Here is a 21679-nt window from a genome sequence, read left to right on the forward strand (position 1 = left end):
GGCGCTAGCACCCTGGCCGCAGCCCAGCCGACATCCAAAAATCAGCCCTGAATCGGTTATGCTCCGCGCCACCCTATGCTTAGCTTGCGGATGAAAACTGTCTCCATCTTGTCACTGTGTTTGCTGTGGGCTTCTGGCGTTAGCGCCGAGGCGCTGAGCTGGCATGAGGCCACCCAGCTGCTGCGGCAAAACTCGGATCAAATGGCCGGCGCCCGCGCTGCGGTGGACAGCGCGCAAGCCCGCTCCGAAGGCATCGCCCGCGCCGGCGGCCCCATTGTCAGCGTGTATGGTGCGGCCTACAGCTACAAGGCCAGTGTCGATCTGAATCTGGACCCGCTCAACCACGGCTTGGGCAATGTGATCAGCCTGCTGCCGCCGGGCTTGGCCAGCCAGTTGCCGCCCTTGCCACCGCTGCCGCACAACGCCACGCTCTCACACAGCAATACCAATCAAGCCGCCTTGGTGAATGCGGTGTGGCCTATCTACCTGGGCGGTGCGACCGATGCGCTGCGCGGTGTGGCGGCGGGGCAAACCGCCGAGGCGCAGGCCGAGCTGAGCCATACCGAAGAAGAGGCGCTGGCACTGCTGGCGCAGCGCTACTTCCAGACTCAGATGGCGCGCCGCGCTGCCAGCCTGCGCGAGGCGGCCGCCGCCGGCGTGTCCGAACATGACGCTGCGGCCGAGAAGATGCTGCAGGCCGGCGTGGCCTCCAAGCTGGAGCGCCTGCAAGCGCGCGCCGCCTTGCAAGATGCACAGCACCAGGCCCGCAAGGCGCGCAGCGACGCAGAGCTGGTCGCGGCCGCCCTGGCCCGAACCGTCAAAATAGACGGCGTGCCGACGCCCAGCACGCCTTTGTCGGTCAGCTCGCAGCCGCTGCCCCCGCTGCAAGACTTCATCAACACCGCGATGACCCTTCACCCTGGCCTGGCCAAGGTGGCCGCCAAGCGTACTCAGGCCGAGCAACTGAAGGCAGGCTCCAAGGCGCTGGAGCGCCCGCAGGTGTTCGCCTTCGGCCAACGTTCGCTGACGCATAACGGCGACTGGTTGGCGGGTGTGGGTATCCGCGTCAACCTCTGGGATTCGCTCGACCACGACGCGCTGGATCGGTCGCACCTGAAGCAGATCGCGCAAGTCGACGCGGCCGATGCGCAGGCGCGCAGCGACATTGCGCTGCTGGTCGAGCGCCAATGGCGCAGCGCCGAGCAGGCGCGCTCGCAATACCTGAGCCTGGCCGCGCAAGACGAATTGGGTCAGGAAATCTTGCATCTGCGCCGGGTAGGCCTCAAGCAAGGCAGCAGCACCACGCTGGACCTGATCGACGCCGAGCTGAACCTGGCCAAGCTGCGTACCGAGCGCGCGCAGGTCGCTTATGAACATGTGATGGCCTTGGTCGGCCTGTTGCAAGCCAGCGGTCAGCTCGAGAGTCTGGGCGACTACCTGGCCCGCGCCGATGTGCGCGTCGAATAAAACAAGAGATTGCCGATGAATTTGCCTAAATTTTTAGTGCCCGCCATTGCCGTGACCGCGCTGGGAGTTGCTGTCTACGCGATGCTGCAGCACAACCCTCCTGCGCCTGAGCAGCTGCAAGGCATGATGGAAGCGCGCGAGACCGATATCGCGCCCAAGCTGACCGGCCGAGTGCTTGAGCTCTTGGTGCAAGAAGGCCAGCGCATCGAAAAAGGCGCGCTGATCCTGCGCATCGACAGCCCCGAGGTGGCGGCCAAGATGGCGCAGGCCAGCAATGCGGCCTCGGCGGCAGCTGCGGTCGCTCAAAAAGCCAAGAATGGCGCGCGCCCTGAAGAAATCCGCATGGCGCAAGCCAACTTCGAGCGCGCACAGGTCGGGGTTGATTTGGCCCGCAAGAGTTTCGAGCGAGTTGACGGCCTTTACAAAGAAGGCTTGGTGTCGGCGCAAAAGCGCGACGAGGCGGAGGCGAATTGGCGTGCGTCGCAAGGGCTGGCCAATGCGGCTCGTGCCCAGGCCGATATGGCCCGCGCCGGCGCGCGCAGCGAAGACCAGGCCGCCGCTAACGCCCAAGCTGCTCAGGTGAAGGGCGCCGTGCAAGAGGTGGAAGTGGCCCGCGCCGAGACCGAGCTGAAAAGCCCGGTGGCGGGCGAGGTGGCCAAGCTTTTGGCCAAGGTGGGTGAGCTGTCGCCGGCCGGCGTGCCGGTGATCACGGTGGTGGATCTGGCCGATCAATGGATGCTCTTGAACGTGCGTGAAGATCAGCTGCAGCGCTTTGCCGTCGGCCAGGAGTTCGACGCCACGCTGCCGGCGCTGCCGAATCAGACCGTGCGTTTCAAGGTCCTTGCCTCGCAGGCGCTGCCCGACTTCGCCACCTGGCGCGCCACTCGCAGCAACCAGGGCTATGACCTGCGCACCTTCGAGATCAAGGCGCAGCCGCTCAAACCGATTGCGGGCGCGCGGCCCGGCATGAGCGTGCTGGTCAAGTAAATCATGGGCACTTTGGCGAGGGAATGGGCGCGGCTGCGTGCCAGCCCTTTCGATTTGGCCATGTTGTCTTGGTTGCCGCTGCTGATGGGGCTCTTGCTGATCTGGACCTTTGCTGCGGGCTTGCCGACGCGGCTACCGATTGGCATCCTGGACGCCGACCACAGCGCGCTGTCGCGCCAACTCGGTCGCATGCTGGACGCTGCACCCGGCCTGCAGCTGGCGGCGCAGTTCAGCGACGAAGGCGAGATGCAAAGGGCGCTGCGCGCCGGCCATGTGTACGGCGCGCTGGTGATTCCGGCCGGCATGAGCCGCGACATCAAGCAGGGCCGAGCGGCGCAGTTGGCCTTGCTGCACAACGCCCAGTTCGCCACCCACTCGGGCCTGATTCAAAAAGACGTGCGCACGGTGGTGGGCACGCTGTCGGCCGGCATCGAGATCGTCTCGCGCGAGAAGCGAGGCCAGAGCATGCAGGCGGCTAGCCAAGGCTTCGAGCCCATGCGCGCCAACCTGCAAGCGATCTACAACCCGACGCTGAATTATCAGCAGTTTCTCGCCGCTGTGCTGCTGCCGGCGCTGCTGCATATGCTGGCGATGGTGGGCGGCGCCTGGGCCGTCGGCAGCGAGCTGCGCGATGGGACGGCGCCCGCTTGGCTGGCCGCCGGGCGAGGTCAGGTTCTGCCTGCCGTCTTGCTCAAGCTGCTGCCGGCCATGCTGCTGCTGAACGGCGTCAATCTGATCTTGTGGTTGCTGATGCAGCAATTGGGGCTGGTACCTGCTGCTGCCATGCCGGTCTTGCTGAGCCTGCACGCGGTGATGCTGGCCTTGTATTGGGGCTTGGGTGGCTTTGTCGCCTTGGCCAGCAGCAGCTTGCGCACGGCGCTGTCGGCGGCCGGCTTCATCACCGCGCCGGCTTTTGCGTTCTCGGGCCTGGCTTTTCCCTTGATGGCCATGCCCGGCAGCGCGCGCCAATGGGCCGAGGCCTTGCCGCTGACCTGGGTGCTGGAGGGGCAGGTGGGCTTGCTGCAACAGGGTCGCGAGGCGGCTGCGCTCTTGCCGCTGGCCGGCTGGCTGAGCCTGGCTGCAGCGGGTTTGTTGCTGGCCTGCGCTGCGCTGCTCAAGCGTGCCGCCATCACGCCGTCTTGCTGGGGTAAGCGCTGATGGGCTCCTGGTTTAGAACCGTGTTGCAGACCTGGCGCAGCGCGCTGACGGACAAGGGCACTTTGCTGATGTTCATCGTCGCCCCCATCATTTATGCCTTCTTCTACCCCTGGCCCTATTTGACGCAGGAGTTGCGCCGCGTGCCGGTGGCCATCGTCGATCAGGACCATAGCAATATCGCCCGCCAGATCGGCCGCTTCACCCAGGCCAGCCCGCGTCTGGACCTGCGCTTTGTCACCAGCAGTGAGGCGGAAGCCAAGGCGGCACTGGCAAGGCGCGAGATTGAGGGCTATGTGTTGCTGCCCCAGGGGCTCAAGCGTGATGTGCTGCGCGGCCAGGCGGTGGTGGCACCGGTCTTGGCCGACGGGGCTTACTTTTTGATTAACAAGGTGGTGCTGAGCGGCTTCGGCGAGGTGCTGGGCACCGTCTCGGCCGGCATCGAGTTGCGCCAACTGCAAGCCAAGGGGGCGTCGCCCTTGGGCGCAGCAGCCAGCCGCAGCCCCTTGAATCTGAGTACGGTTGCGCTTTACAACAAGACCCAGGGTTATGGCAGTTATGTGGTGCCGGCGGTGGCGGTGCTGATCATCCAGCAGCTGATGTTGATCGGCACAGCGATGTGGGTCGGCACCTGGTTTGAGAGGAGGCGCCCAGAGGCTGACTCGCTCGCCACCTGGGCTGCCCGCACCTTGGCCTTTGCTTGTCTGGGCCTGCTCTCGGCGGCCTGGTTCTTCGGCCCGGTGTTCCGCTTTTTTGACTACGGTCACAGCGGCAATGTGGCCGGCGCGGCACTGCTGCTTCTGCCCTATTGCTGGGGCATCGCGGCCCTGGGCGTGGCGCTGGGCGCCTTGCTGGCCGACCGAGAGCGCAGCATGCAAGCCCTCTTGTGTACCTCGCTGCCGATCGCTTTTTTGAGCGGCTTTTCCTGGCCGCGCGAGGCGCTGCCGGCGCCGCTGTTCGCGCTGGGTGACTTCATACCAGCGGTTGTGGGCATCCAGACTTTTGTGCGGCTGAACCAGATGGGCGCCACGCTGGCCGAGGTGCGGCCGTTTGCTGAAATTCTGCTGCTGCAAGCGCTGGGTTTCAGCGTGCTGGCGGTATGGGCGCTGCGCAGGCGCCAGATGGGCGAAGCAAAGAACGTGGCCTGATTCGGAGCTGCGAACCGTCGGGCGCTTCAATGAGGCATCGGTACAAACCCTGGACTTTCTTGCTGGCCACAGAAAGTTCACTTTGACCTAGACGTTAGGCGTTAGCATCGCCATCAAATACAAAAAGAATAGGTCTGTCGTGGGCTAAATCCGGCCGAGCAGCACATCTGCCTGCAGGGCCAAAACCAGGGGTAGTGGAAATGGGTCAAGGCACATTGATCGTCGGCATGAAGGTGCTGGTCATCAGCGACGAGTTTGGCGGCCAGACGGCGGTGGGCCGCACGGTGCGCTCGCTGGCGCAGGCGCTCGCCGAGCGTGATATCGAAGTGTTGGAGGCCACCTCGGCTGAAGATGCGCGCGCGGTGATTCTCTCCGACCCCTCGATCCAAAGCGTCTTGCTGAGCTGGACGCTGGGCAGCCAAGACCCGCAGCATCACGCGGCGCAGGCCTTGCTGGATTTGATCCGCTCGCGCAATACCGATGTGCCTGTGTTCCTGATGGCCGACAAGGACGGTGCGGCGCTGACGGCCGCCGTGATGCGCCAGGTCGATGAGCTGATCTGGTTCCTGGAGGACACCACTGGCTTCATCGCCGGCCGCGTGTTGGCCGCCATCCAGCGCTATCGTGAGGCGGTGGCTCCCCCGTTCACCAAGGCGCTGATCCAGTTCGCGCAGAAGTATGAGTACTCCTGGCACACGCCCGGCCACGCCGGCGGCACCGCCTTCTTGAAGTCACCGGTGGGTCGTGCCTTCCATGACTATTTTGGCGAGAACCTCTTGCGCTCGGATCTGTCGATCTCGGTCGGTGAGCTCGGCTCCCTGCTCGACCACAGCGGCCCGATTGGCGAGAGCGAAAAGTATTGTGCCAAGATCTTCGGCGCCGACCGTGCCTACACGGTGACGAATGGCTCCTCGATGTCGAACCGGGTGATCATGATGTCCTCGGTGACCCGAGGAGATTACGCCTTATGTGATCGCAATGCCCACAAGTCCACCGAGCAGGCGCTGACCATGACGGGGGTGGTGCCGACCTATCTGGTGCCTTCGCGCAACCACCTCGGCATCATTGGCCCGATCTACGCCAAGACGCTCAGCGAAGAAGGTGTGCAGGCAGCCATCCAGCGTAACCCGCTGGCCAAGGACAAGGCGCAAAAAGCGGTGCACGCCATCGTCACCAACTCGACCTATGACGGTCTGATTTACCTGGTGCCGCGCGTGGTGGAGCTCCTCGACAAGAGCGTCGACCGCATCCACTTTGACGAGGCCTGGTACGGCTATGCGCGCTTCAACCCGCTCTACCGCAACCGCTTCGGCATGTATGGCGAGGCCAAAGACTACCCGCGCGACAAGCCGACCATCTTCACCACCACCTCCACGCACAAGCTGCTGGCTGCGATCAGCCAATCCTCGCTGATCAGCGTGCGCGACGGCCGCAACCCGGTGCCGCATGCGCGCTTCAACGAGAGCTACATGATGCACGGCTCGACCTCGCCGCTGTACGCGATCATCGCGTCTAACGAGGTCTCGGCGGCGATGATGAGCGGCGTGGGCGGCCGCACGCTGACGACCGAATCGATCCAGGAGGCCGTGTCCTTCCGCAAGGCGGTGCGCACGATCAAGCGCGATGCTGAAACGACCGGCGACTGGTTCTTCAGCACCTGGAATGCCGACACGGTGACCGACCCGGTGAGCGGCGCGCAAATCGCGTTCGAAGATGCGCCAAACGAGTTGCTGATCAGCGAGCCCGACTGCTGGACCCTGCATCCGGGGGCGGCCTGGCATGGCTTTAAAGACATCGAGGCTGGCTACTGCATGCTGGACCCGATCAAGGTCTCCATCGTCAGCCCCGGTGTGGCCAGTGACGGCACTTTCGAGCAGATGGGCATCCCGGCGATGCTGGTCACTGCCTTCTTGAGCAAGCGCGGCATCCAGGTCGAGAAGACCACCGACTTCACCATCCTGGTGCTGTTCTCGCTGGGCGTCACGCGTGGCAAGTTCGGCACGCTGGTGAATGCGCTCTTGCGCTTCAAGGATGCCTACGACGCCAACACGCCGGTTGCCGAGGTCTTGTTTGAGCATGTGGCCGATGCACCGGCGCAGTACGCGGGCATGGGCTTGCAAGATTTGGCCCGCGCCATGTTCGAGCAGATGAAGGCGAGCGACATCTTGCGCGCTCAGGCGCAGGCCTTCTCCAGCCTGCCGGTGCCGGTGATGACGCCGGCCGATGCTTATTCCAAGCTGGTGCACAACGAGATCGAGGAAGTGGCGCTGGAGAACCTGGCCGGGCGCGTGATCGCCACCGCCGTGGTGCCCTACCCACCGGGCATCCCGATGTTGATGCCGGGCGAGTTGGCCGGGCCTGCCGATGGCCCCTTCATCGGCTATCTGCGCGGCCTGCAGGACTGGGGCAATCGCTTCCCCGGCTTCGGCCATGACACCCACGGTGTCGAGGACCGCGACGGCCGCTACTACGTTCAGTGCCTGAAGTAAGGCCTAAGGCCCCGCGCCAAGGCATCAGCGTTGGCGCTGTCCAAGATATCCAAACAGGAGGCCTGCATGGCTGACTCCAGCAAGAAAATGAGCCTGATGGGGCTGACCACCATCGTGGCGGTCAATATGATGGGCTCCGGCATCATCATGCTGCCGGCAAATATGGCGCAGATCGGCGCTGTGTCGCTGCTCTCATGGGCGATCACCGCCGTGGGCTCGATGGCGATTGCCTACAGCTTCGCGCAATGCGGGCTGTTCTGCAGTCGCTCGGGCGGCATGTCGGCCTATACCGAAGAGGCGCATGGCAAGTCGGGCTTCTTCATGGCTTCCTTCTTGTATTACCTGTCCTTGGCGATCGGCAATGTGGCCATCGCCATCTCGGCGGTCGGTTACATCACCCCCTTCATCCCTTGGCTGGGCACTGGAGCTACTCCGCTGTTCGTCGGCGTGGTGGGGCTGCTATGGCTGACCACGGTGGCCAATTTCGGTGGCCCCAAAGTAACGGGCAAGATCGGCGCCATCACCGTCTGGGGCGTCATCATCCCGGTCGCTGGTTTGTCGGTGATAGGCTGGTTTTGGTTCAAGTCGGATGTGTTCGCGCAGGCCTGGAATCCGCATAACGTGCCCATGTCCGAGGCAATCTCGTCCAGCATTCCGCTGACGCTGTGGGCCTTTTTGGGCATGGAGTCGGCGGCCGCCAACTCCGACGCGGTCGAGAACCCCAAGCGCAATGTGCCACTCGCCTGCTTGTTCGGCACCGGCGGCGCGGCGGTGGTCTACATCCTGTCCACCACGGTGATTCAGGGCATCGTGCCGAATGCCGAACTGGCCAATTCGACGGCACCATTCGCGCTGGTCTACTCGACCATGTTCTCGCCCATGGTTGGCAATGTGATTCTGTTCCTGGCGGTGGCGGCCTGCGTGGGCTCGCTCTTGGGCTGGCAGTTCACGCTGGCGCAGGTGTCCAAGGCAGCGGCCGAGCAGCGCATGTTCCCCAAGTTCTTTGCCCGCGTGACAGCGGCCGACGCGCCCATCATCGGCATGGTGGTGGCAGGTGTGTTGCAGACGCTGATGGCGGTGTCGACGATGTCGCCAGACGCAGCGGCGCAGTTCGGCAAGCTGGTCAATCTGGCAGCGGTCACCAACTTGATTCCTTATGTGACGGCGCTGTCGGCGCTGATGATCATCATGCACAAGGCCGACGTCACGCCGGCTCTGTTCAAGCGCAATGTGGCGGTCTTGATGGTTGCCATGATCTACAGCTTTTACGCGCTCTATGCCTCGGGCCAGGAAGCGGTGTTCGGCGGCATGATCGTGATGGCGATCGGTTACTTGATCTACGGTTTCATTGCCAACCGGTTCATCGCGCAGCCAAGCGCGGTAGCAGCCGCAGCTCGGACATGAACCCCATCAGCAGGAATCCCATCATGAGTAACTTTCGCAAACTTTGTACCGGCCTGCTTGGCCTGGGTCTCCTGGCCAGTTTGGTCACGCCGTTCGCCGCCTCGGCCCAGACGCTGGATCGCATCAAAAAAGCCGACACCATCAAGCTCGGCTTCATCGACCGCGCCGCACCTTACTCATCGCTGGGCACCGATGGCAAGCCGGTCGGTTACGCGATCGAAGTCTGCCAAGTGGTGGTCGAGGCCATCAAAGCCAAGCTGTCCCAGCCCGGCTTGAATGTGCGTTATGTGGCGTTGAAGGCCGAAGACGCCGAGGAGACGGTCAGCCAGGGCGGCGTTGATCTGCTGTGCACCGCGACGGTTGAGACGCTCAAGCGCCGCGAGCGCATGTCTTACTCGATCCCTGTCGTCAGTGGCGGCATCGGCGTGCTGTTGCGCACCGACGCGGCGAGCAGCTTGCGCGATGTCTTGAGCGGCAAGCCGGCGCGCAGCGGCCCGGTCTGGCGCGGCACCGTCAACGGCGGTTTGGCCAACCACACCTACGCGGTACGCGCCGGCACCACCACCGAGGCGTGGGTGCGCGAGCAAACCCGCCGCCTGGGCGTGACCGTCAGCGCGATCACGGTGGACGACTACGGCAAGGGCATCGAGCTGGTGCGGGCCCGCCAGGCTGACGCCTTCTTCGGCGAGCGAGCGCTTCTGAAGGACTATGTGCAGCGCAACAAACTGAGCGGCGAGGTGGTGGTGCTGGAGCGCCGCTTTGCGGCCGAGCCGCTGGGGCTGGCGATGGCGCGCAACGACGATGACTTGCGCCTGTTGGTGGACGGTGCTTTGAGCCGCTTGCTCAAGAGCCCTGACTTTGCCAAGCTGTACGAGCGTCATTTCGGGCCGCTGGACGAAGCCAGTCGCTTGATTTACACCGGCTTCGCGCTGCCTTGAACTGAAACACTCATCCGCCATTCCGATCAGGACTTCAATCATGGCCAGCTCCAATTCCATCCCTTCCCGCGTGCTCTGTGTTGACGGCGATCTCGCCGGCGAATCGAGCACCGCCAGCCGGCGCATCCGCGCCATCGTGGACGCGCTGCGCGAGCATGGCGTTGAGGTGATCGAGTCGCTGTCTTATGAAGACGGGCTGGCCAATCTGGTGTCTGACACCGCCATTCACTGCCTGCTGCTGGATTGGTCCTTGGGGGCGAATGACGAAGGCAGCCATGCGGCAGCCACCGATCTCTTGCGCAAGCTGCGCAAGCGCAATGAGGCCATGCCGGTGTTTTTGATGGCCGATCGCAAGGCCTTGAGCGGGCCGATGACGGTCGAGGTGGCCAGCCTGGCGGATGAGTTCATCTGGACGTTGGAAGATAGCCCGGCCTTCATCGCCCGCCGCGTTGAAGCGGCGCTGGATCGTTACTTCGACGGGCTGCTGCCGCCCTTTGCCCGCGCGCTGGTCAACTACAACCGCGATGCCGAGTACTCCTGGGCGGCGCCCGGCCACCAAGGCGGCGTAGCGTTTACCAAGTCGCCGATCGGCCGGCTTTTTCACGATGCTTACGGCGAGACGCTGTTCCGCACCGATATGGGCATCGAGCGCGGCGCTTTGGGTTCACTGCTCTCGCACAGCGGCCCGATTGGCGAGAGTGAGCAATACGCGGCGCGTGTGTTCGGCAGTGATCGCAGCTACTCGGTCTTGAACGGTACCTCGGCGTCCAACCGCACCATCATGTCGGCCTGCATCGGCGAGCAACAGATTGCGCTGTGCGACCGCAATTGCCACAAGTCCATCGAGCAGGGCCTGGCTATCACCGGCGGCATCCCGGTGTTCTTGCAGGCTGGGCGCAACCGCTATGGCGTGATTGGCCCTATCCACCCCGATCAGATGACTCCCGCCGCGATTGCGGCCAAGATCGCAGCCAACCCGCTGGCAGCGCAAGCCAAGTCGCAGCGCGCCGTCTACAGCGTGGTCACCAACTGCACCTATGACGGCATGTGCTACGACGCCAAGAGCGCTGAAGCCCTGCTGGGCCAGAGCGTCGACCGCATCCATTTCGACGAAGCCTGGTATGGCTATGCTCGCTTCAACCCCATGTACCGTGACCGCTATGCAATGCGCGGCGCTGCGTCCAGCCATGCCGATGACGGCCCGACCGTCTACGCCACACACTCGACCCACAAGCTCTTGGCGGCGCTGTCGCAGACCTCCTTCATCCATGTGCGCGACGGGCGCGGCGCCATCGATCATGGCCGCTTCAACGAAGCCTATGGCGCGCAGGCATCGACCTCGCCGCTGTACGCGTTGATCGCCAGCAATGAAGTCGCGGCGGCGATGATGGCCGGGCCGTCCGGCGAGGCGCTGACGCAGGACGTGATCGATGAAGCGATTGCCTGCCGCCAGGCCGTGGCCCAGGTTCAGCGTGAGTTGGCCGCAAAGGGCGAGTGGTTCTTCACGCCCTGGAACGCGCCCGAGGTCACCGACCCCGCCACGGGTGTGCGTTATGCCTTCGCCGATGCGCCGGCCGACTTGCTCGCGCATGAGCCCTCGTGCTGGGTCTTGCATCCAGGCGAAAGCTGGCATGGCTTTGATGCATTGCCAGACGGCTGGTGCCTGCTCGACCCGATCAAGTTCGCCGTGGTGGCGCCCGGCATGCAGGCGGATGGCCAACTGGCCGAGCAAGGCATTCCCTGCGACTTGGTGACGGCCTATCTGGGCCAGCACGGCATCGTGCCATCGCGCACGACCGCGCACATGGTGCTGTTCTTGTTCTCGATGGGCGTGACCAAGGGCAAGTGGGGCACTTTGATCAACGCCTTGCTCGACTTCAAGCGCGACTACGACGCCAACAAGCCGCTGGCCGAGGTCTTGCCGCGCGTGCTGGCTGCTGCGCCGGCGCGTTATGCCGGCATGGGCCTGAAGGATCTGGGTGATCAGATGTGGGCCGAGCTGCGCGCCGGCCGCATGGGGCATTGGGAGGCCGAGGCCTATGCGCAGCTGCCCAAGCCGGTCTGTACCCCGCGCGTCGCCTTCCAGGCCTTGATGGCCGGCGAGGTGGAGTTGGTGCCGCTGAATGAGATGGCTAACCGCGTCGTTACCGTCGGCGTGATCCCTTATCCACCTGGCATCCCCATCGTGATGCCGGGCGAGAACATCGGCCCGGCCGACGGCGCCTGGATCAGCTATTTGCGCGTGCTGCAGCATTGGGCCGAAGCCTTCCCCGGTTTCGCCAAAGAGGTCGAGGGCACGATCGAGAAGGACGGCGTGTACAGCGTCTATTGTTTGAAGTCGTGATCTTTGGAACAGTCCGAGAAGAGCTGATTTAGGTCAAACCGCTAGCGCGCCCAAGCTTTATCGTTAGGGGGAAGGCGGCATCTTCGTGCGATTTGCCGCCCGAGTTCTCAGCTATGAACAAGGGGGCAAGGATGAAGCGCTTCTCAATGACTTTGCTGGCAAGCCATCTGTTGATGGCCTTGGGCGCAGGTAACGCGGCTGCGGCCAGCAACTGGACCATCACCGATCTAGGCTCGGCCTATAACGTGCAAACCATGGCCTTGAACGATCAAGGCGCGGTCATCCTGGGCAACCGCATTCTGAGCCCCGTGGCCGGCGGCGGCTACGCGGTCACAGAAGTTTTCAATGCGCAGGGCAATGCCAATAACTTCGCCCTCTACGGCATCAATAACAGCAACACCGTGATCGGGGTGGATCGCAACGCAAGCTCGGCGCAGGCTTTTGTCTGGCAGGCCGGTGTCAGGACCAATTTGCCGCAGAAGGCGAATTGGGCTGGCTATGTCTTTTCCGAAGTGCGGCAGATCAATGCCAAGGGACAAGTCATCGGCAACACCGGTGATGGTGCTGCGATCTGGACGCCCGATGGCAGCGGCGGCTATGCCATCACGGAACTGGATAAATGGAGCACGGGCAGTGCCATCAATGATGCCGGCATAGGCCTGATGAGCAATGTCAACTCGCCCACGGCGACTTTCCAAACCGGCTATTCAAACGGTGTCGGCGGCACGACTTTTGTGCCCGAGCGGGCCGGCTACAGGCCTGCGGGCGCGGCCATCAACAATTCGAACACGGTGGCCGGTGCGGCTTTTTATGAGGCGGCTGGCTATAGCTGGAACCAGACCTATGTGTGGCAGGGCAACCAGGTGACGCAGTTGCCGGTCAGCGCTACGGCGGCCAATTGGCAGCTGAATGTCGGCGGTGTCGGCGGCATCAACGAAGCCAACACCATCGTCGGTTATGGCTCTTACGGCCCCTATGACGAGCGGGCCATGATGTGGACACCGGGCGCCTTGGGCTGGAACGAGATCGACCTGAATACCGTGGCCTACACGGGGGCGAGCTTTGGCAAGCTGACGCGGGCCAGTGCTATCAACGAAAGCGGCCAGATCCTCGGCGCCGGTGACTATTTCGACAGCGCCAGCGGCCAGTGGAGCCAGCATGTCTTTCTGCTCACGCCGGTGCCGGAGGCGGCCAGTTCGGCGATGCTTGTGGTCGGCTTGCTGAGCCTGTTTGGGCTGATGAGGCGGCGCCAGCTGCGCGCCAGATAAGACTCGCAGCTTCCAAAAGAGAAACCCGCAGAGCTTGCGCGCTGCGGGTTTCCTTTTTTCCTTCATGCCGACTCAGTTCAAGCAGCGGCCTTCCACTGCGCCATCAGCCCGTCCCACTTGGTGCGGGCCGCATGCACATGGCGCTCCTTGACATGGCCGTAACCGCGAATCTCCTCGGGGATGCGGGCGATCTCGGTAGCCAAGCTCAGGCGCTCAGTTGTCAAGCCCTTGGCCAGAATCGCTTCGATGCTGGCGCGGTACTCAACGATCAAGGCGCGTTCCATCTTGCGCTCGGCCGTGTAGCCGAAGATGTCAAACGTGCCGCCGCGCAGGCCCTTGAACTTGGCCAGCAGGCCAAATGCCGGGCGGATCCAGCCGCCCATCTGCTGCTTGATCAACTCGCCCTTGGCATTCTTCTTGGCCAAGAGTGGTGGCGCCAAATGATGGACCAGCTTGTAGTCGCCTTCGAACTGGCTGGCCACTTGATCCAGGAACTTCTGGTCGGTGTGCAGACGCGCGACTTCGTACTCGTCTTTGTAGGCCATCAGCTTGAACAGATAACGGGCCACCGCTTCGGTCAGTTTGTGGGTCGGGCCGCCCAGCTTGTCTTCGGCTGCGCGCACCTTCTCGACGAAGGCTTTGTAGCTCTCTGCATAGGCCGGGTCTTGGTAGTCAACCAAAAAGTCGATGCGCTTGGAGAACATCTCGTCCAGCGCTGGGCGCTTGACGATGTTGATGATCTGGCGCGCCTCGAACAGCGCCCGCACGGCAGCCAGATCCTGCGCGCAGTGACGGCCCCATTCAAATGCGATCTTGTTGTTCTCGATCTGCACATTGTTCAGCTCGATCGCCCGCATCAGCGCCGCATAGCTCAAGGGCACGCGGCCCTGCTGCCAGGCATAGCCCAGCATCAGCGGGTTGGTGTAGAGCGAATCGCCGACCAGCTTGACGGCTACTTCCTCGGCGTCAAACATGCCAACGCCGGCCTTGCCAACGGCCGCCGCCACGGCGCTCTCGCAAGCAGCGCCTGGGAATGACCAGTTAGCGTCATTGACCAGCGCGGCGGTCGGCGAGCCATGGGTGTTCAGGGCGACAAAGGTGCGGCCCTCGCGCATCACCGCCAGCGTGGTCTTGTTGGCGGCGACGATGGAGTCGCAAGCGATCACCAGGTCGGCTTCGGCCGTGCCGACCTTGGTGCAGTGGATCGCGTCTTCGCTATTGGCGATCTGGATATGGCTCCAAGTGCTGCCGCCCTTTTGCGCCAAACCGGCCGCGTCTTGGGTGATCACGCCCTTGCCTTCCAGGTGCGCGGCCATGCCCAGCAGCTGGCCGATGGTGATGACGCCGGTGCCGCCGACGCCGGCGACGACGATGCCCCAGGCTTTCTCGGGGTTAGGAATCAAAGGCAGGGGCAGGGTGCCCAAAGCGGCGTCGAAGGGGCTCAGGCGCTTGTCCTTCTTGGGCTTTTTGAGCTGGCCGCCTTCAACGGTGACGAAGCTCGGGCAAAAGCCCTTGACGCAGGAATAGTCCTTGTTGCAGCTGTTCTGGTTGATCTGGCGTTTGCGGCCGAAGTCGGTGTCCAGCGGCTCGATGCTCAGGCAGTTGGACTGCACCGAGCAATCGCCGCAGCCTTCGCAGACCAGGTCGTTGATCACAACGCGCTTGGCTGGATCGACCAGCTTGCCCCGCTTGCGGCGGCGGCGCTTTTCGGTCGCGCAGGTCTGGTCATAGATGATGGCCGAGGTGCCGACGATCTCGCGGAACTCGCGCTGGATCGCATCCAGCTCATCCCGGTGATGCACGGTCACGCCGGGCAGCAGCGCCACACCGTCGTACTTCTGCGGCTCATCCGTCACGATGCTGAGTTTGGCCACGCCTTCCGAGATCACGCTTTGCATGATTTGCAAGACGCTGTGGCCTTCCGCGCGCTCGCCCACTTGCTGGCCGCCGGTCATCGCGACCGCATCGTTGTAGAGGATCTTGTAGGTGATGTTGACGCCGGCAGCGATCGATTGGCGGATCGCCAGGATGCCGCTGTGGAAGTAGGTGCCGTCGCCGAGATTGGAGAAGATGTGCTTCTCGTCGGTGAAGGCCGACTGGCCCACCCATGGCACGCCTTCGCCGCCCATTTGCGTGAAGGTGGCGGTGTTGCGGCCGGGCATCCAGGTGACCATATAGTGGCAGCCGATGCCACCCACTGCACGCGAACCTTCGGGCACGCGGGTGGAAGTGTTGTGCGGGCAGCCGCTGCAGAACCAGGGCGTGCGATCGGCGCCGGCGGCGGTTTTTTCCTCGGCCTTGAGGGCATTCTCTTTGGCGTCGATGATGGCGACGCGGGCGTCCAAACGTGCCATCACATCGGCGTCGACGCCGAGCTTTTTGAGGCGTTTGGCGATTGCGCGGGCAATGATGGCCGGCGTCAGATCGGCCTGTGGGCGTAAGAGCCAGTTCTTGCTCGGGCTGGCCATGCCCCATTCGCCGCCCAAGGCACCGCTGTCGGCGTCGTCATCGAACTTGCCCAGCACATGCGGGCGCACATCGGGGCGCCAGTTGTAGAGCTGCTCTTTGATTTGATACTCGATGACCTGGCGCTTTTCTTCCACCACCAGAATCTCTTGCAGGCCGTCGGCAAAGTCGCGCGTGATGGTCGCCTCTAATGGCCAAACCACATTGACCTTGTGGACGCGGATACCGAGCCGGCGGCAGGTGTCGTCGTCCAGGCCCAGATCGTGCAGCGCCTGGCGGGTGTCGTTATAGGCCTTGCCGGAGGCGATCAGACCAAAGCGATCCTGTTGGGTCGAGATCACGTTGTAGTTGAGCTTGTTGGCGCGCACATAGGCCAGGGCGGCGTACCACTTGTGGTCCATCATGCGTGCTTCTTGCTCCAGCGGCGCGTCGGGCCAGCGGATGTGCAGGCCGCCGGCCGGCATGGGGAAGTCCTCCGGCATGATGATTTTGACGCGGTCCGGGTCGACGCTGACCGAGGCACCCGACTCGACGATTTCCTGAATCGTCTTCATGCCCGACCACAGACCCGAGAAGCGGCTCATCGCAAAGGCGTGCACGCCCATGTCCAAGATGCCTTGCACGCTGCTGGGGAAGAAGACCGGGAAGCCGGCCGCCTTGAAGACGTGGTCGCTCTGGTGGGCGGCGGTGGAACTCTTGGCGATATGGTCATCAGCGGCGATCGCGATCACGCCGCCATGCTTGGAGGTGCCGGCCATATTGGCATGCTTGAAGACGTCGATGCTGCGGTCCACACCCGGGCCCTTGCCGTACCAGATGCCGAACACGCCGTCGAACTTGGCCTTCTCGGGGAACAGGTCGAGCTGCTGCGAGCCCCAGACGGCGGTGGCGCCGAGTTCCTCATTGACGCCGGGCTGGAACACGATGTGCTGCTTGGCCAGATGCTTTTTGGCCGATTGCAGCGCCTGGTCGTAACCGCCCAGTGGCGAGCCCCGGTAGCCGGAGATGAAACCGGCGGTGTTGAGGCCGGCCATCGCGTCGCGTGTGCGTTGCAGCATCGGCAGGCGCACGAGGGCCTGCACCCCGCTCATGAACGCGCGACCCGAGTCGAGCGCGTATTTGTCGTCCAGCGTGACTTTTTCTAGCGCGCGCAGGATGTGATCGGGCAAGGGTGCATTCATGGTGGTGTCGCTTGTCTCTTGGTTTGGGGCAGGGCTGGCGCAGGTCGCTTGTGGCGACTTCGCCCCCAACGGGTATGGGCAGTATTACCGGGTAGGGCAGTGTAGGGAAAGCGCGGCGTCAGGTGCTTGCTTTTTGCTGTTGCATTTTTGATTCAAGCGCAATAATCATGCTGTAAAAATCAAAAGGAGTGCAGATTGGCATCTCGAAAGCCAGAAACAGGGCATGGCCGAGCGAAAGCCTTGGCAAAAACAGCGCTGAACATTGCGCCGCCGGCGGCCAGCAGCCCAATGCTGGATGGTGAAGGCGCCAGTGGCGACACCCTGGATCGCTTCCACATCGCCATCCTGGCCGAGCTGCAACGCGATGCGCGCTTGTCGAATGCCGAGCTGTCGGCGCGCATTGGCCTGTCCACCGCCCCCACCTGGCGGCGCGTGCGTTGGCTGGAAGAACAAGGCTTCATCACCGGCTACCGCGCCGAGATCGACCGCCGCAAGATCGGCCTGGGCGTGCTGGCCTTTGTACGCCTGGACGCCGACCGCAACACCGGCGCCTCGACCAAGCCGCTGGAAGATGCGATCCGGCAGCTGCCCGAGGTGATCTCCTGCCACTACATCTCGGGCGCCGGCACCTTCGAGCTGCAGGTCTTGGCGACCGACCTCGATGCCTTCAGCCGCTTTACCATCGACACCTTGTTAAATCTGCCTAACGTCAAAGATGTACACACCAGCTTTTCGCTTGGCGAGGTGAAGGCCAGCGGCGGCGTGCCCTTGGCGCATCTGCAGCAGTCCTGACGGGCAGAGCGAAGGACGAATGGTTCGGTCTACTTTGCATCTGCGCATGACCTTGGTTATCGGTGCTGGGTCACGCTACATTCCCCAGTTGGCCCGCATCAGACCCTCAAGTCCTTTTCGCTCTTTTAGCCCATCCGCCAAACATTCCATGCCCAAAATGACAGGTCGCCCAAGCTTCTCCACGAATCTCTGCGCCGTGCTCGGCGCCCCGATTTGGGCCGTCTTGGCGCTGTCGCTGGCTGGACAGGCCGAGGCGGTAGAAGCCGCTGAGCTGGCCAAGCCCAGCCCGCCGAAGACCGCCGCAGCCTGGCAGCGCGCCGCGGTCCAGGACATCAACACCGCCTACCGCATCACGCTGGACAACCATCCCGGCGCGCAGGACCCGGCCAATCCCGGGTTTAAGAAGAATCTCGCTCAAGCCCGGCGCCAGGGTTTGGCGCTGGCCGCCAAGGTCGGCAATAGTGCCGGCTATGTGGCGGCCATGCAGCGCTTCAATGTGGGCATTCACGACGGCCATGCCGGCGTCTTCACGACGCTGGATGAGAAGAGCGTGGCGCCGCCCGAGCGCTGGCCCGGTTTTGTGACCGTCTGGCGTGGCGATGCGCTCTACGTCTACGCGGCGCAAGCGGGCGGCCCGGCGGTGGGTGCGCGGGTACTGTCTTGCGATGGCCTCGCGATCAAGGATCTCATCACCCGCAATGTGTTTGCCTTCAATGGGCGCAGTGACGAGGCTGGCCATTGGTGGGTCAGGGCACGGCGAGTCTTCGTCGATGCGGGCAACCCCTTCATCAGCCTGCCCAAGCGTTGTCAATTCGATGCCGGGGCCGGCAGCAAACGCTTCACCCAAACGCTGGTTTGGCAAGCCGCCAATGAGCAAAGCCGCCAGTGGATCAAAGAGAGCTATAACGGCGACGCGCTGGAGGTCGGGTTGACGGAGCCGAGGCCGGGCTTGTTCTGGGCCGCGATGCCCACGTTCCAGCCCGACGAAAGCCAGCGCGCGGCCTATCAGGCGATCAACAAGCAGGTCGGCGAGCAGCGCCAGAGTTTCCTCGATGCCGATGCGCTGGTGATCGATCTGCGTCACAACCAGGGCGGCTCGTCCACCTGGAGTCGAGACTTTGCCGCCGTGCTGTGGGGTGCCGAGACTGTTGAGCGCCGCATGAGCGCCTACCAAGGTGACATGGCGATTTGGTGGCGTGCGTCCGTAGACAACACCGCCTATCTTGGTGAACTTGTTGAGCGCTTGACCAAAGAGGGTCAGGCAGAAACCGCAGCCTGGGTCAAGACCATCTGTACCGGCATGCAGGCAGCCTTGGCGCGTGGCGACAAATTCTTCATCGAACCCAGCGAGAACGAGGTGGACAGCCAGCCGGCGAGCTCGGTCGCCTCTGCGGCGCACATTGCATCGGACCCTGCGGCCGATCTGCCCGCTGACTCGCCCGCCTATACCAAGCCGGTGTATGTGGTCGTGCCGGGGCAATGCGCCAGCGCTTGCCTGGACGCGCTTGACATCTTCACGCGCTTTCCCAACACCCGCCTGATCGGCGCGCCCAGCTCCGCCGACTCGACCTATATGGAGGTGCGCACGCAAGCGCTGGCTTCGGGTCTGGCAACGGTGATCATTCCTAACAAGGTCTATGTAAAACGCCCGCGCGCCAATGGGCAAATCTATGTGCCGGACATTGTCCTGAAGGAGTTGCGCTGGTCGACTGCGAATGTTGCAAAGGCGGTGGAAGCGGATCTGGCAGCGAAGCGGCCGTAGTTGGGGCGGGCAAGCAGAGGTGCTTCGCTAAGAAAAAAATGGTGCGGTCATGTTCAGCAGCACGCATTAGCAGCTCAGCTCCTGCGGCCTGGGCTGCTCCACTTGCTTGCAACTGGTAGCGTTCGCATGATGCAAAAACAGCGCCTCAAGAAACTGCAGAGCGTCGCTGCGTCCCCATGGGCCAAGGCGTCGCGCGCCAAGCTGTGGACCTGGCTTAAGGCCTCGTGGGCCTGCGCCAGCCGGCCCTGGGCTTGCTCCCCCTCGCCCAGACGCAGCAGTCACAAGCATCCCGCTCCAATTCCCGCGCCAATCTTTGGGCTGCCCGCGCCAGGTTCAAGAACCGTGTCACATTGCCATGCCAAAAGGCCAGCCACGCAAGATGGGCATGGACGCCGAAAGCAACACCGGCGCCTCGACCAAGCCGCTGGAAGATGCGATCCGGCAGTTGCCCGAGGTGATTTCTTGCCACTACATCTCGGGCGCCGGCACCTTCGAGCTGCAGGTCTTGGCGACCGACCTCGATGCCTTCAGCCGCTTTACCATCGACACCTTGTTGAATCTGCCTAACGTCAAAGATGTACACACCAGCTTTTCGCTCGGCGAGGTGAAGGCCAGCGGCGGTGTGCCCTTGGCGCATCTGGGTGGCGGCTGAGGCCGCAACTGTGTTTATGCTTGAAAAGGAATGCCTATGTTTGTGACCTCCCTAGGGGCCAAGGATTTGGAGGCGATGCCGAGGCTTGCTTGGCTAAAGAGTGGTTCACGCTGGGCGGGCGCCCTCTTGCTTTTGTCACTGTTCTTGATCCTCGGGCCCCTGCATTTGAAGGAACCCTGGAACTTCGTCCCCTACTTTGGAGCTTATTTCAGCGGCGTCGTTTTGCTGCTGCGCGTGTATACCTTGCCCGCCAAGCAGTGGTGGAAGAAGCTGATCAAGATTCTTGTGGTTCTGCTGATGGGCCTGATCTTGCTGATGCTTACTTTTGTGATTCCCTTGTCGCTTTCCCTCATGGCGACACCGGGCAGGATCCAAGACATCGATTGCGGCCCTTCGCTGGAATGCCGCGTGTACCACCGGGGTGCTTTCGGAAGTTACTGGCAAGACCTGGTCCAGCGTCAGCGCTATCTGGGCTTCATCTATGTGGAAACGCCATTGACGCAGTTTGACCGTGAGGTCGTCAACAGCTTGCGTTTCGATGCGCAGGCGCAAGGCCTGATTCTGGAGGTGGAGGAATATGGGCAGGCGCCGCGCACGGTGAATATTGCTTTGCCTCTGCCGGCCCGGGCGGCTCAGTGATCCGCGGCTCAGCTTTTCAGCGGCCTATTCCGGTATCAAGCCTACATTTGAAGCCCAAGACCTTGCCTTTGCTGCCCGCCCATGGAACTCCTGAAACCAACTTGGATGAGCGCTGTCGCAGCGGCAGCAGCAGCGATCGCTGTCTGGGCGAGCCCTGCAGCCTGGGCCGCCCAGTCTGAAGCGCCAGCAAACTGGGCGCCGTCGGAAGATGGTACAGCTGTGATCGACACAGCGACTCAGCAGATCTGGCAGCGCTGTGTGGCCGGGATGCAGTGGACGGGCAAGACCTGTGTTGGCGAGGCCCTCTTGATGACGCGTGCCGAGGCCGGCGCTTGGGCCCTTAGCGCGGCCAAGGCCGAGGGCCTGAGTTGGCGCCTACCCCGGGTGCCTGAGTTGAAGCGACTGGCGGCACATTCAGCCCATTCGGCCCATGCGGCCGAGCGAGCCGGCGCGCAGCAGGCACTCTTCCCGGCGGCGCCCAGCGGCTGGTATTGGTCCGTCACGGTCAGCATCAACACCACGCCCGTCAACCAATACGACTATGCCAATATCGCCCGAGGCCGGACGAACGAAAACGCCGACCGGCTGTCTGTTCGGCAAGGCTGGGCTGTCAACTTGACCAGTGGCGAAGCGCGAGCCGACACCGACAAGCAGCGCAAGCTGGCCGTGCGCCTTGTGCGCTCAGCGCCCTGAGGGACGCAATGTTGAGCGGTGGGCGCCTCGCCACTGTCCCTGCATCGCGCCGCGCGGCGGTTGGCGGGAACTAGGCATTTAGCTCAATGCCTTGGGCTTTGGGCTGCGGCGCGGGCTTCGTCCGCATGCATATGGGTGATGAAGTAGCGCACAAAGAAGGCGCCCATGCCAAGCACGATGCCGATGGTGGCGACGCTGAAAAGACCGACATCGCTGCTGAAGAGATCCATGAAGAGTTTCATCTGTGCGCCTTGGGGTTTGATGGTGTGAGCTGATTGGATGCCTCAGCGCGTG

Annotated in this window: 15 protein-coding genes and 1 pseudogene; 14 read left to right on the forward strand and 2 right to left on the reverse strand. The window is 63.2% G+C overall.

Features of this window, described 5'->3' with window-relative positions; genetic code table 11:
* The first annotated feature begins 90 nt into the window (after positions 1–90).
* The 9 genes from PRZ03_RS07630 to PRZ03_RS07670 all read left to right on the forward strand — a co-directional run bounded on the left by PRZ03_RS07630 (position 91) and on the right by PRZ03_RS07670 (position 13200).
* A complete protein-coding gene (locus PRZ03_RS07630; RefSeq protein ID WP_273599738.1) occupies positions 91–1467 on the forward strand; it encodes a TolC family protein in 1377 nt (458 codons plus the stop codon).
* Positions 1468–1482: 15 nt separating this feature from the next.
* Entirely contained in the window at positions 1483–2454 is a 972-nt protein-coding gene (locus tag PRZ03_RS07635; protein WP_273599739.1) for an HlyD family secretion protein, read from the forward strand.
* 3 nt (positions 2455–2457) lie between these two features.
* Positions 2458–3612: an ABC transporter permease gene (locus PRZ03_RS07640; protein WP_273599740.1), complete on the forward strand. Its 1155-nt coding sequence runs from the start codon at positions 2458–2460 to the stop codon at positions 3610–3612.
* A gap of 20 nt (positions 3613–3632) precedes the next feature.
* Complete coding sequence (locus PRZ03_RS07645) at positions 3633–4757, forward strand: ABC transporter permease (RefSeq protein ID WP_273599741.1); 1125 nt, start codon at positions 3633–3635, stop codon at positions 4755–4757.
* A 200-nt stretch (positions 4758–4957) separates the two neighbouring features.
* Positions 4958–7246 carry an Orn/Lys/Arg family decarboxylase gene (locus tag PRZ03_RS07650; protein ID WP_273599742.1) on the forward strand — a complete coding sequence of 763 codons (2289 nt, stop codon included), beginning with the start codon at positions 4958–4960 and terminating at the stop codon, positions 7244–7246.
* Positions 7247–7312: 66 nt separating this feature from the next.
* Positions 7313–8650, forward strand: coding sequence for a putrescine-ornithine antiporter (gene potE, locus PRZ03_RS07655; RefSeq protein WP_273599743.1), 1338 nt, complete (start codon positions 7313–7315; stop codon positions 8648–8650).
* Positions 8651–8673: 23 nt separating this feature from the next.
* Positions 8674–9588, forward strand: coding sequence for an amino acid ABC transporter substrate-binding protein (locus PRZ03_RS07660; RefSeq protein WP_273599744.1), 915 nt, complete (start codon positions 8674–8676; stop codon positions 9586–9588).
* A gap of 40 nt (positions 9589–9628) precedes the next feature.
* Positions 9629–11932 (forward strand): Orn/Lys/Arg family decarboxylase, encoded by a 2304-nt coding sequence (locus PRZ03_RS07665; RefSeq protein WP_273599745.1) that lies wholly within the window; start codon positions 9629–9631, stop codon positions 11930–11932.
* A gap of 146 nt (positions 11933–12078) precedes the next feature.
* The gene (locus PRZ03_RS07670; protein ID WP_273599746.1) at positions 12079–13200 is read left to right on the forward strand and encodes a hypothetical protein; all 1122 of its coding nucleotides are present in this window, start codon (positions 12079–12081) and stop codon (positions 13198–13200) included.
* Between the two features lie 77 nt (positions 13201–13277).
* Here the strand turns inward: PRZ03_RS07670 and PRZ03_RS07675 are convergent, their stop codons facing one another.
* Positions 13278–16847, reverse strand: coding sequence for an indolepyruvate ferredoxin oxidoreductase family protein (locus PRZ03_RS07675; protein ID WP_273599747.1), 3570 nt, complete (start codon positions 16845–16847; stop codon positions 13278–13280).
* 288 nt (positions 16848–17135) lie between these two features.
* Here PRZ03_RS07675 and PRZ03_RS07680 point away from each other — a divergent pair, with 288 nt between their 5' ends.
* From PRZ03_RS07680 to PRZ03_RS07700, 5 genes and pseudogenes are all read left to right on the forward strand, one after another.
* Complete coding sequence (locus PRZ03_RS07680) at positions 17136–17639, forward strand: Lrp/AsnC family transcriptional regulator (RefSeq protein ID WP_273600069.1); 504 nt, start codon at positions 17136–17138, stop codon at positions 17637–17639.
* A 157-nt stretch (positions 17640–17796) separates the two neighbouring features.
* Complete coding sequence (locus PRZ03_RS07685; protein ID WP_273599748.1) at positions 17797–19401, forward strand: S41 family peptidase; 1605 nt, start codon at positions 17797–17799, stop codon at positions 19399–19401.
* A 385-nt stretch (positions 19402–19786) separates the two neighbouring features.
* Positions 19787–20053 (forward strand): annotated as a pseudogene (locus tag PRZ03_RS07690) (Lrp/AsnC ligand binding domain-containing protein); the annotation flags it as partial.
* A gap of 36 nt (positions 20054–20089) precedes the next feature.
* The gene (locus PRZ03_RS07695; RefSeq protein ID WP_273599749.1) at positions 20090–20692 is read left to right on the forward strand and encodes a hypothetical protein; all 603 of its coding nucleotides are present in this window, start codon (positions 20090–20092) and stop codon (positions 20690–20692) included.
* Positions 20693–20773: 81 nt separating this feature from the next.
* Positions 20774–21385 (forward strand): Lcl domain-containing protein, encoded by a 612-nt coding sequence (locus tag PRZ03_RS07700; protein ID WP_273599750.1) that lies wholly within the window; start codon positions 20774–20776, stop codon positions 21383–21385.
* Positions 21386–21468: 83 nt separating this feature from the next.
* Here the strand turns inward: PRZ03_RS07700 and PRZ03_RS07705 are convergent, their stop codons facing one another.
* Positions 21469–21627 carry a DUF3149 domain-containing protein gene (locus tag PRZ03_RS07705; protein WP_263533619.1) on the reverse strand — a complete coding sequence of 53 codons (159 nt, stop codon included), beginning with the start codon at positions 21625–21627 and terminating at the stop codon, positions 21469–21471.
* Positions 21628–21679: the final 52 nt, after the last annotated feature.

It is taken from the genome of Roseateles albus (assembly GCF_028595345.1).
Classification (GTDB): domain Bacteria; phylum Pseudomonadota; class Gammaproteobacteria; order Burkholderiales; family Burkholderiaceae_C; genus Paucibacter_A; species Paucibacter_A albus.

Bases quoted from the DNA above. Each gene is read 5' to 3' on its own strand.
- PRZ03_RS07630 (WP_273599738.1), top strand. From the start codon at position 91: ATGAAAACTGTCTCCATCTTGTCACTGTGTTTGCTGTGGGCTTCTGGC.
- PRZ03_RS07635 (WP_273599739.1), top strand. From the start codon at position 1,483: ATGAATTTGCCTAAATTTTTAGTGCCCGCCATTGCCGTGACCGCGCTG.
- PRZ03_RS07640 (WP_273599740.1), top strand. From the start codon at position 2,458: ATGGGCACTTTGGCGAGGGAATGGGCGCGGCTGCGTGCCAGCCCTTTC.
- PRZ03_RS07650 (WP_273599742.1), top strand. From the start codon at position 4,958: ATGGGTCAAGGCACATTGATCGTCGGCATGAAGGTGCTGGTCATCAGC.
- potE (WP_273599743.1), top strand. From the start codon at position 7,313: ATGGCTGACTCCAGCAAGAAAATGAGCCTGATGGGGCTGACCACCATC.
- PRZ03_RS07660 (WP_273599744.1), top strand. From the start codon at position 8,674: ATGAGTAACTTTCGCAAACTTTGTACCGGCCTGCTTGGCCTGGGTCTC.
- PRZ03_RS07665 (WP_273599745.1), top strand. From the start codon at position 9,629: ATGGCCAGCTCCAATTCCATCCCTTCCCGCGTGCTCTGTGTTGACGGC.
- PRZ03_RS07670 (WP_273599746.1), top strand. From the start codon at position 12,079: ATGACTTTGCTGGCAAGCCATCTGTTGATGGCCTTGGGCGCAGGTAAC.
- PRZ03_RS07675 (WP_273599747.1), bottom strand. From the start codon at position 16,847: ATGAATGCACCCTTGCCCGATCACATCCTGCGCGCGCTAGAAAAAGTC.
- PRZ03_RS07680 (WP_273600069.1), top strand. From the start codon at position 17,136: ATGCTGGATGGTGAAGGCGCCAGTGGCGACACCCTGGATCGCTTCCAC.
- PRZ03_RS07685 (WP_273599748.1), top strand. From the start codon at position 17,797: ATGACAGGTCGCCCAAGCTTCTCCACGAATCTCTGCGCCGTGCTCGGC.
- PRZ03_RS07695 (WP_273599749.1), top strand. From the start codon at position 20,090: ATGTTTGTGACCTCCCTAGGGGCCAAGGATTTGGAGGCGATGCCGAGG.
- PRZ03_RS07700 (WP_273599750.1), top strand. From the start codon at position 20,774: ATGGAACTCCTGAAACCAACTTGGATGAGCGCTGTCGCAGCGGCAGCA.
- PRZ03_RS07705 (WP_263533619.1), bottom strand. From the start codon at position 21,627: ATGAAACTCTTCATGGATCTCTTCAGCAGCGATGTCGGTCTTTTCAGC.